Consider the following 16,672-nt stretch of genomic DNA (forward strand, 5'->3'; position numbering starts at 1 on the left):
ACGTTACGGCATCCGCCACTCGGCAAAACATAAGTTCGATTTTGCAACTGTTCCATCCTTGCAACATGTGCCGAATGCGGCGGATATCCTATGAAAATTCATTTGACGGCGGCAATTTCTCGACCCTAGCCTGCATACCGGAAGTTTGAACAACCGCAGATCGGCAGAAGACCGACGTGGTCAGGAGAGGACGACGCCCATGAAGAAATTCGAACTGCTTGCCGCATCCGCACTCGTCATGGTCGTTGCCGTACCGGCCACGGCGCAGACTGGTGCCACGACCTCCGCCGAAAATACAGCGCCGACGAACGGAGCGGGGCAGGAAGCCGTCACCGGCCAGGCCGAGGCACCCGAAACCGCGCAGCTCGGCGTGGGCGATATCGTCATCACCGCGCAGCGCCAGTCGCAGCGGCTGCAGGACGTGCCGATCGCGGTGTCGGCCTTCACCGCCGAAAATCTGGAGAAGCAGCAGATCGTCAATCCGGTCGCGTTGCAGCAATCGCTGCCGAACGTCACCTTCACCAAGACCAACTTCACCTCGTCCAGCTTCACGATCCGCGGCATCGGCGATCTTTGCGTCGGCGTGACCTGCGATCAGGCCACCGCGATCCACGTCAACGACATGCCGCTGCTGACGACCCGCCTGTTCGAGACCGAATTCTTCGACCTCGAACGGATCGAGGTGCTGCGTGGGCCGCAGGGGACGCTGTTCGGCCGCAACGCGACGTCGGGCGTGGTCAACTTCATTACCGCCAAGCCAGACCTGTCGAGCATCCATGCCGCGGGCGAGTTCGAATACGGCAATTACGATTCCAAGCGCGTGCGCGGCATGTTCAACCTGCCGATCACCGACACCCTGGGCGTCCGCGTCGCCGGCACCTATCTGAAGCGCGACGGCTTTACCAAGAACCTGTTCGACAATTCCCGGATCGACGACCGCGATCTCTACGCAGTACGCGGTACGCTGTCCTACGAGCCCAACAGCGACACCCGGCTCGATCTGATGGCCTACTATTTCCGCGAGAACGACAACCGCAGCCGCATCCAGAAGCAGCTCTGCAACCGCGACGCGACCGGCGTGCTCGGCTGCTCGCCCGACCGGCTGGAATATGAGCACACCAACGGCAATTCGACGCTGGCGGGCGTGCAGTCGTCGCGCGAATTTCTCGGCATCGCGCTCGGCGCGCTTGGCCACGTCTTCCGCAATTTCGGGCTGCAGAGCGTCTATGGCGCCGACACCTATACCGGCGTCGTCAACCCGGCCGACAACCGTACCGTCCGGGTCGACTTCAAGCCGACCTATTTCGCCGAAGAAGAGCAATATATGGGCAAGCTCTTCCACGATTTCGGGTCGATCTCGCTCAACCTGACCGGCGGCTATGCGCGTAATACGGTGCGATCGCAGTCGGATTACAACCTCGCGGTAGAGAACAGCTACGCGAACAATCCGGGTCTGGTCGCGCTCAACAACGTCGCCAACCTCACCCCGGCGCAGGCGGCGGGCGTGTTCGGGCCGGTCGGCGGGCTCGTGCCGGGGCCGATCGCCGCGGTGCGCAACACGCTGATCCCCAATGGCCCCGCGGGCGGGATCTGCCAGTCGAATACCGACATCAACAATGTCGGCATCTATGGCGGGAACAGCATCGGCTGCTATCCCACCAGCCTCGACTTCGATGAATCGGGCGAGACCAACAAGCAATATTCGCTCGAAGGGCATCTCGACAGCAGCTTCGACGGGCCGTTCAACTTCCTGCTCGGCGGCATCTATGTCGACAAGCGGACCTACAACAACAGCTATTATGTCAACGCCTTCGGGCTCGACTACGCTGCGGGCCTGCTCGGCGCCGCGCAGACGATCGGCGCGCGGGCTGCGGGCGCGGCGACCTATCCGAACGTCTTCCGCGCCTCGCCCTTCTACCGGAACAACACCGATTTCTACCGCCTGAAATCCTACGGCGCATTCGGCGAAGCCTATTTCGACATCAACGATCGCCTGAAACTCACCGCCGGCCTGCGCTACAACAACGACAAGAAGTTCGTCCGCGCCCGCACCACCTACATCCAGGATGCCAACGGGCTCGCCGTGGTCGTCCCCTACGGCTCGACCAACATCAACCAGGCGCTTGGTTATTCGGGGCTGGATTTCGATGCCAACACCCCCGGCAACCAGGAATTCGCAGAAGGCTCGGTCGGCTTCGACCGGATCACCGGCCGCGCGGTGATCGATTTCAAGATCTCGCCCGACAAGCTGCTCTACGCGTCCTATTCGCGCGGCTACAAATCCGGCGGCATCAACCCGCCGCTGTCGGCGGTGTTCTCGGTCCCGACCACCTTCTCGCCGGAGAAGGTCGACTCGTTCGAGATCGGCTCGAAGAATACCTTCGGTAACGGCACCTTCCGTCTCAACGTCACCGGCTTCTACTATAAATATCAAGGGCTCCAGCTCAGCCGGATCGTCGCGCGCACCGCCGTCAACGACAACGTCAATGCCGACATCTACGGCGTCGAGCTCGAATCGATCATCAGCCCGATCCCCGCGTTCGTGGTCAACATGAATGCGAGCTACCTGAAGTCCAAGGTGTCCGCGGACAAATTCCTCGCCAATCCGCGCGATCCTTCGGGTGGCCGCTCGGACGCGGTGATCATCAAGGACATCACCAACGCATCCAACTGCGCGGTGGTCCCAACCACCGCGGGCAACGCGGCAGGCGCAAACGCCTTCGTCACCGCGATCAACAGTGCGGTCGGGCTGCGGGCACCGACCCCGGTCGCGGGCACCAACACCACGGGCGCCTTCGGGATCTGCTCCGCGCTGACCGCACAGGCCTCCGCGGTCGGTGCGGCGTTCGGCGGCATCTCGGTGCTCGGCTCGGGGGTCGAGGTGAACATCCGCGACAACCGCCTGCCACAGGCGCCGACCTACAAGGCATCCGTGGGTGCGCAGTACACCGTCGACATGGGCACCAGCGGCTGGACGATCGTGCCGCGCGCCGACCTCAACTATACCGGCGGGTTCAGTGCCTCGATCTTCAACGACACCATCGATCGGGTGCAGGGCTACGAGATCGTCAACGCCCAGATCCAGGTCAACGGCCCCGACGAGCGCTTCTACGCCCGCGCGTTCGTGTCCAACCTGACCAACAATGACGCGATCACCGGCCAGTACGTCACCGATCAGTCGTCCGGCCTGTTCACCAACGTCTTCACCGTCGAACCCCGCCGCTACGGCGTCGCGGCAGGCTTCAAGTTCTGACCTTCACGGGCTCTCCTGCGGGAGAGCCCGTTTTACCCAAGCCGATCGGCATGCCAGCCGACATGATCGGCCAGGAACGTCGACACGAACGAATAGCCGTGATCATAGCCCGGCTGCATCCTGAGCGTCAGCGGGATGCCCGCCTGCGCACACGCCTCAGCCAGCAATTCGGGCTTCAGCTGCTCCGCCAGGAATGGGTCGGCCTCGCCCTGATCCACCAGCAGCGCAGCGACCCGTGCGCCGTCCTGGATCAGCGCGCACGCGTCGTACGGGCGCCATGCCGCGCGGTCGGCGCCCAGATACCCGCCCAATGCCTTTTCCCCCCACGGGCATCGTAATGGCGACACGATCGGTGCCAGCGCCGAGACGCTCGCAAACCGCTCTGGGTTGCGAAGCGCCAGCGTCAGCGCGCCGTGGCCGCCCATCGAATGGCCGGTGATCCCCTGCCGCGCCATGTCGACCGGGAACGCCGACGCGATCAGCTGTGGCAGCTCGTCCTCGACATAGGACCGCATCCGGAAGCTACCGCGCCAGGGCTCCTCGGTCGCATCGACGTAGAACCCCGCGCCCTGCCCGAAGTCCCACGCCTCGTCGTCGGGCACGCCCTCGCCGCGCGGGCTGGTGTCGGGCGCCACGAAGACGATCCCGCGCGCGGCACAGGCGGCGCGATACTCGCCCTTGTCGGTGACGTTGGCATGGGTGCAGGTCAGTCCCGACAGATACCAGAGCACCGGCAGCCGATCGCCGGGCGCATGTGCGGGAACGAACACCGAAAATGTCATCGCCGTACCGGTGGCATCGGACTGGTGCCGATAGACCCCCTGCACCCCGCCATGCGCCTTGGTGGTGCTCACCACCTCCATCAGAAGATCACCACGCTGCGGATGCTCTCGCCCGCGTGCATCAGGTCGAACCCCTTGTTGATCTCGTCGAGCGTCAGCCGATGCGTGATCATCGGATCGATCTCGATGCGACCGTTCATGTACCAGTCGACGATCGTCGGCACGTCGGTGCGGCCGCGCGCGCCGCCGAACGCAGTGCCCTTCCACACCCGTCCGGTGACCAGCTGGAACGGCCGCGTGCTGATCTCCTTGCCCGCCTCCGCGACCCCGATCACGATGCTCTCGCCCCAGCCGCGATGGCACGCCTCCAGCGCCTGGCGCATCACCGTCGTGTTGCCGGTGCAGTCGAAGGTGTAGTCACCACCCCCGTCGGTCAGCGCGACCAGGTGCGCGACGACATCGCCGACGTCCTTCGGGTTGACGAAGTCGGTCATCCCGAACCGCCGTCCCCATTCCTCGCGGTCCGGGTTGATGTCGACGCCGACGATCCGCGCCGCGCCGGCGAGCCGCGCGCCCTGGATGACGTTCAGTCCGATGCCGCCCAACCCGAACACGATCACTGTCGCGCCGACCTCGACCTTGGCGGTGTTGACCACCGCCCCCACCCCGGTCGTCACCCCGCAGCCGATATAGCAGCTGGTGTCGAACGGCGCGTCGGGACGGATCTTTGCCACCGCGATCTCGGGCAGCACGGTGAAATTCGAAAAGGTCGAACAGCCCATATAGTGTAAGATCGTCTGGCCCTTGTAGCTGAACCGCGAGGTGCCGTCGGGCATCAGCCCCTTGCCCTGCGTCGCGCGGATCGCGGTGCACAGGTTGGTCTTCTGGCTGAGGCACGACTTACACTGCCGGCATTCGGGGGTGTAGAGCGGGATCACGTGATCCCCCACCGCGACCGACGTCACCCCCACGCCGACGTCGCGCACCACGCCTGCGCCTTCGTGGCCCAGCACGCTCGGGAACAGCCCCTCGCTGTCCAGCCCGTCGAGCGTATAGGCGTCGGTATGGCAGATCCCGGTCGCCATGATCTCGACCAATACCTCGCCCGCCTTGGGGCCCTCGAGGTCCAGCTCGACGATCTCGAGCGGTCGCTTGGCTTCGAAGGCAACGGCGGCGCGGGTCTTCATCACAGGTCTCCTCGATCGCGCTTCCTCTACCCAGCCCCAACCGCCCCTGACAACCGCCCCTGACGATCGCCCCTGACGATCGCCCCTCACGACCGGCTGTCTGGCTCTCGCATCGTAGAGAGTGACAAGTCGCGAAAGGCAGCGCACAAGGCGCGGGCGCTCACAACCAGCGTGACTTGGAACGTCCGGCACAGGATCGGACGCGAACAGGAAGGAATGCGATGGCTACCACTACGAAGACCGGCGGGATTCATGCCCCGGTCCAGCCCTCTCCGGAGCTCGGCGCGATCGTCGGCAACGAGAAGCTGCCGCGCAGCCAGGTGATCAGCAAGGTTTGGGACTATATCAAGTCCAACAAACTCCAGAATCCGGAGAACAAGCGCGAGATCCTCGCGGACGAAAAGCTCAAGAAGGTCTTTGGCCGCGACAAGTGCACCATGTTCGAGATGAACAAGTACATCTCGCAGCACGTGAAGGCGTAATCACGACGTCCATCGGGGGCCCGCGCATCGGCGCTGGTGCCCCCGAGAGGACTCGAACCTCCGACCTGCGGTTTAGGAAACCGTCGCTCTATCCTGCTGAGCTACGGGGGCGCCACCGACGCGATTACGCGGCGGCCGGGCGAGGGTCAACATGGCAGGATCGAGTGGCTAGCAAGCGGCTGCCACACCCCGCCCATCCATCTACTGGCCGACATCCACCATCCCCGTGTCCCCGCGAACGCGGGACCAAGTGCCGGACTCCCGCGTTCGCGCGACGTCTGCGAAACTCACTCCGTCATCCCGGACTTGTTCCGGGATCCACTGTTCCGCACCGGCATAAGCCGTTGACTTTGCGGGATGGTGGACCCCGGAACGAGTCCGGAGTGACGAAGGGATTAGGCGAGATCGGCGCCTTTCGCAGAGGTCTCGCCTTCGCGGGAGCACGAGCACCGGCAGCGCCGCCGATGATCGACCAACGGCGCTGACTTTCTTCCAGAAAACCTCAATTGGCCGTCTCCGGCGGCACCACCGGCAGCGGCAGCGGCGCGATCGGCACACCCTCCTCGACCAGTGCCTTCGCCTCCGCGACCGTCGCCTGCCCATGGATCGGGGCATCGGGCTCCTCGCCATGGTGCATCGCCCGCGCACGCGTGGCGAAAGCGCCGCCGACCCAGTTCGACTTGGCCAGCATTTTCGCCTGCTCGCTCGCCAGCGTCGCGAGCGCTGCCTTCACTGCCTGCGGGGACGGTAGGTCCGCGCGACGATTGCCCTTGGCCGGGATGCCTGGTGCCATCAGCGCCTTGTCGACGTCCGCCGCACCGCACATCGGGCAGGCGAGCTGCCCCGCCGACCGTTGCTCGGCGAACGCATCGCTCGATCCGAACCACGCCTCGAACACATGCCCGTTGGCGCATCGCAGGTCGAAGACGATCACGGTGCCTGCTCGACCGCGGGGATCGCGCGGCGATGATCGATCACCGGGATGCGGCCGCGCACGTCCGCGATCCGGGCCTGGTCGATCTCCACGAAGCCGAGCCCCGGCGCCTCGCCCATGTCGAGCAATACCTCGCCCCAGGGATCGACAACCAGCGAATGGCCATAGGTCGCGCGGCCGTCCTCGTGCACGCCGGTCTGCGCCGCCGCGACGACGAAGGCGCCGCTCTCGATCGCCCGCGCTCGCATCAACACGTGCCAGTGCGCCGCGCCGGTCGGCCGGGTGAATGCCGCGGGGATCGCGATCACGGTCGCCCCGGCGCCGCTCAACGCGGCATAGAGCCCGGCGAACCTGAGGTCGTAGCAGATCGACAGCCCCAACGGCCCGGCCGGCGTCGCTGCCACCACCGCTCGCTCGCCCGTCGCATACGCCGCGCTCTCGCGCCAGCGCTCCCCAGTTGGCAGGTCGACGTCGAACAGGTGGAGTTTGTCGTAGCGCGCCCGGATTGCGCCACGGTCGTCGATCACGAATCCGCGGTTGGCGAACTTGCCGTCCGTGCGCCGAATCGCGAGCGAGCCGAGATGCACCCAGATCCGCTCCGCCGCCGCCGATGCACGGACCGCGGCCAGCACCGGGTCCTCGTCTTCCGCCACGATCGAGCGACTGCCCCGCTCGCGATCGCGGTCGATCAAACCGGACATCTCGGGGGTGAACAGCATCGCCGCGCCTTCGCGCCGCGCCGTTCGTGCCGCATCGACCAGCGTTGCTGCGTTGCGCGCGGGATCGATCCCGCTCGTCATCTGCAGCAGCGCGAGCTTCATGCCGCCAGCAAAGGATCCAGCCCCCCGCGCGCATCGAGCGCAGCGAGATCGTCCGACCCGCCGATGTGCTTCCCGTCGACGAAGACCTGGGGCACGGTGGTCCGCCCGCCGGCGCGTTCGATCATCTCGTGGCGCTTGGGGCCGCCCATCGTGATGTCATATTCCTCGGGCTCGACGCCTTTGTTGGCGAGCAGCTTCATTGCCCGCGAACAATAGGGGCAGAACGCCTTGGTGTAGATTTCGACTTTGGCCATCGTGACGAAGTGTGGACTGGTCGCGCGATTGTCAATCGCCGCCGGTGTCGGGCAGCACTCGCGCCCAGCACAGGATCGTCACCGACGCTGCGCCCGCAGCGAGCAGGCTGCGGGTGCACGCGTCGGCGGTCGCGCCGCTGGTATGGACATCGTCGACCAAGCCGATCGCGCGGCCCGCGATCCGCGCGCGGTCGGTCACCGCGAAGGCGCCACGGACCGCCCGCCGCCGCTGGCTGCCGCTCAGCCCGCGCAGCACGGGGGTGCGGGAACGCCGCACCAGCACGTCGCGATCGACCGGTATTTCCATCCGCTCGCCCAGCGCCACTGCGATCAACGCCGCCTGGTTGTACCCGCGCGACCAGAGCCGCCATCGGTATAGCGGCACCGGCACCAGCAGCTCGATGTCGGCGGGCACGACGCGCTCGATCAGTCGCGCCATGGTCTCGGCGCCGCCGGTCTTGCCCGCATATTTGAGCCGCAGTGCCAGCCGGCGCGCGACATCGCCATAGGCGACCGCGGCACGGATCCCGGCATGTCGCGGCGGATCGGCGAGGCATACGGCGCACCGCGCGTCGCCACGATCGAACGCGAACGGCTTGTTGCATCCCGCGCACCAGGGTGGCCCCAGGAAGCGCAGCTCCTGCCAGCATCGCGCACAGAAATGATGGTCCCGCCCGACCGACACGCCGCAACCCGGGCAACGTGGCGGCAGCGCGATCGACGCAGCGCGCGCTATCCAGCCGGCTCCCAGGATCGCACGGTCGTCCACCCGATGCTTGTCGCTGCGGGTCGCACCGGGCACAAGGCCGTGGTGCCCGAAATCACCGACATCTTCGATCGTGCCGCGCGCCGCCGCCGCCGCGACCGCGCCCAGCCCGCTTTTCCGCGCTTCGATTTCGTCAGGGCGGCGATGCTCGACGGCATCGCCGAGCGCCTCGACAGCGTGAAGCGCGATTTCGCCGATATTCTCGACCTCGGATGCTTCGATGCCGGCTTTGCGCGGCCCGGCGCGCGCATCGCCCGGCTCGACCCCGGCTTCGCCTTCGCGCGCGCCGCCGGCGGCGTCCAGGCCGACGAGGACCGCCTGCCGTTCGCCGATGCGAGCTTCGACTGTGTCGTCAGCGCCGGCGTGCTCGATCAGGTCAACGATCTGCCCGGTGCGCTGACGCTGGCGCGGCGCGTCCTGCGCCCCGACGGGTTGTTTCTCGGCGCGTTCGTCGGCGGCGGCAGCCTGCCCACGTTACGTGCCGCGTTTCGCGCCGCGGAGGGCGATCGCCCCGCCGCACGGCTTCACCCGCCGATCGACGTGCGGTCTGCGGGCGACCTGCTCGTCCGTGCCGGCTTCGCGCTGCCCGTCGCCGATGTCGAGACGCTGGAGGTCGACTATGGCAACTTCGCCACGATGCTCGACGATCTGCGCGGCATGGCGGCGACCAATCTGCTGAAGACCCGGGTCGCGCTGACCCGCGGCACGCTGGCCGCCGCCGCCGCCAGCTTCGCCGTGGCGGCCGATGCCGACGGCCGCACCCACGAACGCGTCGACATCGTCTTCCTGACCGCCTGGGCACCCGACGCCTCGCAGCCCAAGCCCGCCAAACGCGGCAGCGCGACCTCGTCGCTCGCACAGGCTCTTGCACAGGCGCGTAAATCCTGACGCTATACTAATCGTACGCAATCGAAGACTACGGGCGGGCGAAGATAAAGATGCAGCTGCAACCGTAAATGTTTTCGCGCATCATTATGTATCAAACCATGACTCATGCTGACTTTCTGTTGACAGAGTACCGCTTGTTAACCTTTCTCTACGGCGATGGTGGCGTTGCGCACGACTCCGCTCATCATAACATCGGGAGAATGATCCATGAACAAGCTGCTGCTGGGCGGGCTATCCGCTCTATTGCTGTCGACCAACGCCAATGCGGCGACCGTGTTCGGCATCGACGAGACCAACAACCTTATCACCTTCGACAGTTCCGCGCCGGGCACCGTCGTCTCGTCGGTCGCGATCACGGGGCTGACCAACAGCTTCCAGGCGCTCGATTTCCGCCCGCGGAACAACGTTCTGTACGGGCTGGGCACCGACAAGGTCGTCTACACGATCGATACGATGACGGGTGTCGCCACCGCGGTCAGCGGACCGCTCGCGATCACCGGCAGCGAATTCGGGTTCGACTTCAACCCGACGATCGATCGGCTGCGCATCGTCAGCGATTCGAATGAGAATTACGTGTTCAATCCGGAGAACGGCACGCTTGCGGCCCCCGCCACCCCGGTCTTCTATGCTGCGGGTGACGCCAACCAGGGTGCGATGCCCGACATTACCGCCGCCGCCTACACCACGTCGCGCTTCGGTCAGCCCGCCGGAACGACGCAGCTCTATTCGATCGATACCGCGGCCAACGTCCTCACCAAGCAGGCGAACAGCGCCGGAACGCTGACCACCGTCGGTGCCCTCGGCCTCGATCTTGGCTCGCGCACCAGTTTCGATATCGCCGGTGGCGACGCCTTCGCGTTCAACGGCAACACGCTGTACCGCGTCAATCTCGGCACCGGCGCGCTCACCGCACTCGGCAAGACCGATCGCGCCCTGTTCGGAATCGCGATCAGTGCGGTGCCGGAACCCACCACCTGGGCGATGATGCTGATCGGCTTCGGCATGGTCGCGGCCGCGACGCGCTACCGTCGCCGCTCGACCTCGATCGTCTACGCCTGATCGAAAATCCCCGGCGGCGGCATCGCTGTCGCCGGGGTATCGGCGGTGTCAGCCGATAATGACGCCGTCGTCGTCGCGGGCGAGTATCCGCCCCATCGCATCGAACAACGCGTCCATCGCCACCGGCTTGAACAGCACTTCGTCCGCGCCGGCCGCGAGGCAGCGTTCGCGCAGATCGACCGCGGTATCCGCGGTGATCACGATGATCGGCACCGCCGCCTTCGCGTCGCCACGTGCGCGAATATGCTGGATCGCGGTGATCCCATCCATGCCGGGCATGCGCAAATCCACCAGCAGCATATCGTAATTATGCGAATCGAGTGCCTTCAGGCCCTCCTCGGCATTCTCCGCCTCTTCCATCGTCGCGCCAGCGACGTCGAGCATGTCCTTGACGACGCGGCGATTCATCCGATCATCTTCGATGAAGAGAACGTTCATATGCGCAATCGCACGATGAGCATGGGCAGTGATAGGGGTCGCATAGACGATCGTCTACGCTTCAAGCCGCCTGTGGCACAAGCGGCGGATCGACGATACTCGTCGCCGGATCGCAGAACATCGCCGCGACCAGCGCCGCCCCGGTGATCGGCTTGGCGATCACCCTCCCGATACCGGTCGCCAACAACTCGGCGCGCTCGCTTGGCGAGGATACCGGCCAGAGCAGCGCGACGCCGACGCCCTGCCCCTCGGCAGCCTCGGCGAGACGGCGCAGGTCGGTCAGCGGCTCGCCCCCGGCACGGACCGCACCGTCGTCGATCAGCACCCGCGCAATGCTCCCCCGATCGACCGCAGCGATCGCGTCGTCGATGCTGCCGACCAGCTCGATCCGATGAAAACGCGGCGCGAACAAGGTCTTGAGCATCGACCGCGTGATCGGGTTGCGATCGACGATCAGCAGCCCCGGTGCCGCTTCGTCGTCGGACGCCGACGCCGTCGATGCTGCGACGCGGATCAGCGGCAGATCGACCACGAAGGTCGTGCCCTCGCCCGCGACGCTTTCCACCGTCACCTCGCCGCCCATCGCCCGCGCCAGGTTGCGACAGATCGACAGGCCGAGCCCGGTGCCGCCGAACTGCCGCGTCGTCCCCGCGTCCGCCTGACGGAACGACTCGAAAATTTCCTCGCGCTTCTCCGCGGGAATGCCGATCCCGGTATCCGCGACGAGGATGCGGTAGCGATCGTCGCCGTACGGCGCGATCGTCAGCGACACCTCGCCCGACGCGGTGAACTTCAGCGCGTTCGACAACAGGTTGAACACGATCTGCCGCAGCCGCGCCGAATCGCCCTCGATCATCGTCGGACACGCATCGAGCCGGCGCACGAAGGCGAGCCCCTTGGCGACAGCCTGATCGTCCCAAAGGCGCGTCGATTCGGCGATCGTCGCGCGCAGGTCGAACGGCGCCGCCTCGATCGTTAGGTTCCCCGTCTCCATTTTGGCGACGTCGAGAATGTCGTCGACCAGCGCCCGCATCGTGACGCCCGCACCGTGCACGACGCTGATCCGGTCGCGGGTCGGCGCGGGCAGCGTCGCATCGGCGAGCATCACCTGGGTCATGCCGAGGATGCCGTTCAGCGGCGTCCGGATCTCGTGGCTGGTGGTCGCCAGGAACTCGGTTTTGGCGGCGAGGGCCTTGCCGAGCGCGTCGTTGGTGACCGCGAGATCGGCATTCGCCGCCTGCACCGTCGCACGGCTCCTGCGGCTGGTGAACAGCGCGAAGATCAGCAGCGCGATGACGATCATCGTCGCGACCGCCGCCCCCAGGAACATCGTCCGCTGCGTCTGCGCACTCGCGCGCTCATAGGCGACGTTGCGCTGCAGTTCGTCCTGCCGAAGCTTGGCGATCTTCAGTTCCTGATTCGCAAAATCGAACCGCGCACCCATCAACGCCGCATTGGTCGACCGCGCGAGCTTGGTCGCCTCGTCGTCGATACGCTTGAGTGCGGCGAGATGCGGCAAGGCGAGATCGTTGCGGCCGGTGGCGGCGTAGACATGGTATGCGGTCCGGTGCGCCTCCCGATCCATCAGCGTCGTACGGCTGAGGTCCTCCCGCGCAAATCGCCGATCGATCAAGGATTTGGCTAGCGGATAATCGCGACGCTGCAAGGCGAGTTGCGCCGAAAGCGCCACCAGTTTCATCCGCAAGGCGGCGGTGTCCGGACCAGCAGCGGCTACTGCCCCCGCCTGCGAGATCGCCCGCGCCGCCAAATCGAGCCGCTTGGAGCCTAGCCAACCTTCCGCGATATTACTGAGGACGAGCATGCGCAGCAGCGGGCTGTCCATGCGTTCGGCCAGCAACAGCGCCTCACGATATTGCGCTTCGGCCGCATCGAAGCGGCCCAGTTCCTTGTAGGCATTGCCCCGGTTGTTATAGAGCGACAGCAGCAGATTAGGATCGCCGCGATAAGCTGCGAGAGCTTGATCGTAGTATTTCAGAGCGTTCGCATAATCGTTGCCACTGCCGTAAAGCGAACCGATCGATTGCAGAGCCTTGGACTGGCTGCGTACCTCGCCCAGTTTTACGTAGATGCTGTGGGCGCCCTGGTAGTCCGCCAAGGCTTGGCCGACATCGCCGGAAACGGTGTTGATGCCGCCGCTCGACAAAAGCAGATCCGCGTGGAGCCTGGTGCGGGGAGCGATCCGCCCCGCCGTAGCCAGTGCCTGAGCAATGATCGGCCGCGCGATTGCCAAACGTTCGAGCCGAATGTTAGCCTCTCCGCGCAGCCACTGAGCGGTCGCCTGCATGATCTCGCGTCGGTTCGACGGAGGCATGGATCGCGCTAACCGTTCCGCCGCGAACGCGCGATCGACCGCCATGCCCGGATTGGCGAGCATCGCTGCGGTCGCGTCGGCGATCAGCGTGTCGGCGCGATCAGCGGTCGCCATTTGCGCAACCTGCGCCGCCGGGGCTGCCGGCGTCGGCGAGCTCCAGAGCAGCAGCAGGCTGAGCCCCCCTGCCGACAATGCCGTGCGCACGATCAGCCGCGCTTCCAGTTGCGTGCAAGATCGGTCAGCGACGATCGTGCATCCAGGGGCGTTGCCTGGTGGCGACCCTCGTCGAGATAGGCGATCAAGGCATCGAGCGCGATCGGTCGGCTGATCAGAAAGCCTTGCACCATGTCGCAACCCATCACGGTGAGTAGCGCCAGCGCCGCGTGCGTTTCTACGCCTTCCGCGACCACTTCCATCTCGAGCGCATGAGCTAGATCGATGGTCGATCGCACGATCAGCGGATCGCGATTCGAGCTGGTCAGCTTGGTGATGAATAATTTGTCGATCTTCAGCTCGCGCGCGGGCAGTTGCTTCAGATAGGCCAGCGACGAGAGTCCGGCCCCATAATCGTCGATTGCGATGGTAATGCCGAAATCGGCGAACAGCTGCAGATTGGCGATCGCACTCGCGGGGTCGCGGATCACCGAGGTTTCGGTGATTTCGAAGCCCAGCTTGGTGTCGCTATTGGCAACCAGGTCACATGCTTCACGCACGAACGCCGTATCGGCTAGCAACTGGCCCGAAATGTTGATGAATAGTCGTAGGTCGTGCGAGCTGGCCGCCAACGTCTGCTGATCGGTGATCGCCTGGCGGATCGCCCACAAGGTCATACGACCGATGAGGTGCGACTCCTCGGCGACCGGAATGAAATCGCCAGGCAGGATCAACCCGCGGGTAGGATGCCGCCAGCGCATCAATCCTTCGGCGCTGCTGATCTCCTGACGCCGTACATGGATCTTCGGCTGATACATCAGCAACAGCTCGTCGTTGCCGATCGCGTGATCGAGTTCGCGCGCCAACGCTCGAGCATCTGTTGCTTCGGACGTATCCGTGCCGGCAGACTGGCCCTTGTACGCGATGCGTGATGCCGACAGGGCGCTCTCCGCATCTTCGGCGATCCGGACTTCATCGGCACCGTGCGACGGAGCGAATGCGCCGCCCACGATCAGCTCGACCAGGTGTTGCTCGCCGTCCAGATCGATCGGCCGCGCAAATGCCGCACGAACCAGGCGCTCGACGCGATCGATCTCGCGCCGCTCGCTTCCGTAGAACCACAAGCCGAGCGCCGCCCGGCCGACGGGAGCGACGTCGACACCGGGAACGGCGGCTATCGTCCGCTGTGCCAGGTCGGCGGCAAGCAACTCTGCGCGAGGAAAACCGATGTGGCGGCGCAAGGCGGCGAAATTTGCGACCTCGACCAGCAGGTGAAACAGCAGTGCTCGACTATCCTGTATCAGCTTGCGCTCGGGAAAGACCTTGGCGTCCTGCCCAGCGCTTGCTGTCCGATCGGGGAGACGGGCGGCGTTGATCATGATGCGGACGAGTAGATCGCACCGCTAAAGATACCCTTAAGCCTGGTGTCCAGAGCCCCCACCGGCACGCGTGAACAATGTTAGCCCATTGTGACCACGTTAACTTTGCGTTAAGCAGATAAGGCATCCTCGAGATGCCAAATAGGGAGAAAACCATGCTGAAGTTGATTTTGGCGCTGATCTACGGGACGGACATCCGTCCCTGGTAAGCCGTACCGTCGGCTCGGGATCCTCCGCCGGCTTCTGCTTAGGCAGCGATCGGTCGGCTTCCGAGCCGATAATCCACGACCCGCCCAGCCGCGGGGTGCATAGGCCCGCCGCGGCACGATCCTTACGCGACAAAAGCGCGCTCACCAGGATCTGGCGTTAAATACGCTTGAACATGATGCTGGTTCCCGCGAGACGCAGAAATCCGCTTCAAGCCGCGATCGTCCGCTCCGACGCCGGGTTGCTGAACATCATATCGTCATCCACCGACCCGAACTTCAGCGACACCACGTCCAGCGCGTAGTTCTGGTTCAGCTTCCACGGCTTGCGCGATCCCTGCTTGGGCAGGATGTGCGCCGCGCGCTGGATGTAGCCCGAGCTGAAATCGACGAACGGCTCCGCCTCCATCGCCGCATCGCCGATCCGCGGCGTCACTTGCCGCAGTCCGCGCTTCTTCATCGTGTTCAGCAGCCGCGCGACATATTTCGCGACCAGATCCGCCTTCAACGTCCACGACGCATTGGTATAGCCGAAGGTATAGGCGAGGTTCGGCACGTCCGAATACATCATGCCCTTATACTGCAGCGCCTTCGACAGATCGACCGGGTCGCCGTCGATGCTGAAGCGGACGTCGCTCATCAACTGCATCTCCAGCCCGGTCGCAGTGACGATCACGTCCGCCGCGATCTCCTCGCCCGACGCCAGCAGAATACCCGCAGGGGTGAAACGCTCGATCGTGCCGGTGGCGACGTCGGCGCGCTTGGCTTTGATCGCCTCGAACAGGTCGGCGTCGGGGACCAGGCACATGCGCTGGTCCCACGGATTGTAGCGCGGCGTGAAATGGGTCGCGATGTCGTAATCGGGGCCGAGATGCTCGCGGACCATGCCGAGCAGCCGCTGCTTGGTCCGCTCGGGCTTCCGTCGAGCGGTGCGGTAGAACAGCATCCCGAACAGCACGTTCTTCCACCGCGTCACGCCATACGCGGTCTTGCTCGGCAGCTTGGTCCGCAGCCAGTTGGCGATCTTGTCCTCGCCCGGACGCGAGACGACATAGGTCGGCGAGCGCTGCAGCATCGTCACGTGCGCCGCCTGCTTCGCCATCTCGGGGACCAGCGTCACCGCGGTAGCGCCGCTGCCGATCACGACGACGCGCTTGCCTGCATAGTCGAGGTCGGCCGGCCAGAACTGGGGATGGACGATCGTTCCGCCGAAACTGTCGCCGCCGGCGAACTCGGGCGCATGGCCCTTGGCGTAGTTATAATAGCCCGAACACATGCACAGGAAATTGCAGGTGAAGGTGACCGCCGCCCCGTCCGCGCCGGTGGCCTCGACATGCCAGCGTGCCTCCTCGGTCGACCAGGCGGCTGACTTGACGTGGTGGCCGAAGCGGATGTGACGATCGATGCCGAACGTTTGCGCGGTCTCCTCGACATACGTGCGGATCGAGGGGCCGTCGGCGATCGACTTGGCGTCGGTCCAGGGGTGAAAGGAGAAGCCCAGCGTGTGCATGTCCGAATCGGACCGGATGCCGGGGTAACGGAACAGGTCCCAGGTGCCGCCGATCGCCGCGCGCCCTTCCAGGATGACGTAGCTGCGATCGGGGCAGCGGGTCTGGAGATGATAGCCCTGGCCGATGCCGGAAATCCCCGCACCGACGATGACGACGTCGACATGTTCCACCACGGCCATCCTCCTCAACCGTTATGATCGGTTGCTAAGAGGAACCTATCGCACCGT

At 65.2% G+C, this 16,672-nt stretch carries 14 protein-coding genes and 1 tRNA gene; 4 read left to right on the forward strand and 11 right to left on the reverse strand.

The genetic code is table 11. From position 1 onward, the window contains the following. Positions 1 to 199: 199 nt before the first annotated feature. Positions 200 to 3,253: a TonB-dependent receptor gene (locus tag ACT009_RS05165; protein WP_445193284.1), complete on the forward strand. Its 3,054-nt coding sequence runs from the start codon at positions 200 to 202 to the stop codon at positions 3,251 to 3,253. Between the two features lie 32 nt (positions 3,254 to 3,285). On the opposite strand, the gene fghA is transcribed toward ACT009_RS05165, so the two are convergent. Continuing rightward, complete coding sequence (gene fghA / locus ACT009_RS05170) at positions 3,286 to 4,116, reverse strand: S-formylglutathione hydrolase (RefSeq protein WP_445193285.1); 831 nt, start codon at positions 4,114 to 4,116, stop codon at positions 3,286 to 3,288. Beyond that, positions 4,116 to 5,222, reverse strand: a complete 1,107-nt coding sequence (locus ACT009_RS05175; protein ID WP_445193286.1) for an S-(hydroxymethyl)glutathione dehydrogenase/class III alcohol dehydrogenase — start codon at positions 5,220 to 5,222, stop codon at positions 4,116 to 4,118. The genes fghA and ACT009_RS05175 overlap by 1 nt, the downstream gene beginning before the upstream one ends. A 221-nt stretch (positions 5,223 to 5,443) precedes the next feature. On the opposite strand from ACT009_RS05175, the gene ACT009_RS05180 reads away from it, so the two are divergent. Continuing rightward, positions 5,444 to 5,704 (forward strand): SWIB/MDM2 domain-containing protein, encoded by a 261-nt coding sequence (locus ACT009_RS05180; protein WP_445193287.1) that lies wholly within the window; start codon positions 5,444 to 5,446, stop codon positions 5,702 to 5,704. 34 nt (positions 5,705 to 5,738) lie between these two features. Here the strand turns inward: ACT009_RS05180 and ACT009_RS05185 are convergent. From ACT009_RS05185 to ACT009_RS05205, 5 genes are all read right to left on the reverse strand, one after another. Further along, positions 5,739 to 5,815: transfer RNA gene (locus ACT009_RS05185), tRNA-Arg, on the reverse strand. A gap of 391 nt (positions 5,816 to 6,206) precedes the next feature. Then, on the reverse strand, positions 6,207 to 6,638 hold the full coding sequence (locus tag ACT009_RS05190; RefSeq protein ID WP_445193288.1) for a DUF1178 family protein: 432 nt from the start codon (positions 6,636 to 6,638) through the stop codon (positions 6,207 to 6,209). Beyond that, the gene (locus ACT009_RS05195; RefSeq protein WP_445193289.1) at positions 6,635 to 7,459 is read right to left on the reverse strand and encodes a carbon-nitrogen hydrolase family protein; all 825 of its coding nucleotides are present in this window, start codon (positions 7,457 to 7,459) and stop codon (positions 6,635 to 6,637) included. The genes ACT009_RS05190 and ACT009_RS05195 overlap by 4 nt, the downstream gene beginning before the upstream one ends. After that, positions 7,456 to 7,713 (reverse strand): glutaredoxin 3, encoded by a 258-nt coding sequence (gene grxC / locus ACT009_RS05200; protein WP_445193290.1) that lies wholly within the window; start codon positions 7,711 to 7,713, stop codon positions 7,456 to 7,458. Before grxC ends, ACT009_RS05195 begins: the two co-directional genes overlap by 4 nt. Before the next feature lie 31 nt (positions 7,714 to 7,744). Then, on the reverse strand, positions 7,745 to 8,482 hold the full coding sequence (locus ACT009_RS05205; RefSeq protein ID WP_445193291.1) for a double zinc ribbon domain-containing protein: 738 nt from the start codon (positions 8,480 to 8,482) through the stop codon (positions 7,745 to 7,747). 3 nt (positions 8,483 to 8,485) lie between these two features. Here ACT009_RS05205 and ACT009_RS05210 point away from each other — a divergent pair, with 3 nt between their 5' ends. Both ACT009_RS05210 and ACT009_RS05215 read left to right on the forward strand, forming a co-directional pair. Next, positions 8,486 to 9,367, forward strand: a complete 882-nt coding sequence (locus ACT009_RS05210) for a class I SAM-dependent methyltransferase (RefSeq protein WP_445193292.1) — start codon at positions 8,486 to 8,488, stop codon at positions 9,365 to 9,367. A gap of 207 nt (positions 9,368 to 9,574) precedes the next feature. Further along, positions 9,575 to 10,426 (forward strand): DUF4394 domain-containing protein, encoded by an 852-nt coding sequence (locus tag ACT009_RS05215; protein WP_445193293.1) that lies wholly within the window; start codon positions 9,575 to 9,577, stop codon positions 10,424 to 10,426. Between the two features lie 48 nt (positions 10,427 to 10,474). Here the strand turns inward: ACT009_RS05215 and ACT009_RS05220 are convergent, their stop codons facing one another. The 4 genes from ACT009_RS05220 to ACT009_RS05235 form a co-directional block, all read right to left on the reverse strand. Beyond that, complete coding sequence (locus tag ACT009_RS05220; RefSeq protein ID WP_445193294.1) at positions 10,475 to 10,864, reverse strand: response regulator; 390 nt, start codon at positions 10,862 to 10,864, stop codon at positions 10,475 to 10,477. Between the two features lie 61 nt (positions 10,865 to 10,925). Continuing rightward, positions 10,926 to 13,310: an ATP-binding protein gene (locus ACT009_RS05225; protein ID WP_445193295.1), complete on the reverse strand. Its 2,385-nt coding sequence runs from the start codon at positions 13,308 to 13,310 to the stop codon at positions 10,926 to 10,928. Positions 13,311 to 13,402: 92 nt separating this feature from the next. After that, on the reverse strand, positions 13,403 to 14,728 hold the full coding sequence (locus ACT009_RS05230; RefSeq protein ID WP_445193296.1) for an EAL domain-containing protein: 1,326 nt from the start codon (positions 14,726 to 14,728) through the stop codon (positions 13,403 to 13,405). Between the two features lie 417 nt (positions 14,729 to 15,145). Further along, a complete protein-coding gene (locus ACT009_RS05235) occupies positions 15,146 to 16,624 on the reverse strand; it encodes a flavin-containing monooxygenase (protein WP_445193297.1) in 1,479 nt (492 codons plus the stop codon). Positions 16,625 to 16,672 lie beyond the last annotated feature (48 nt).

The organism is Sphingomonas sp. Tas61C01 (genome assembly GCF_052567495.1).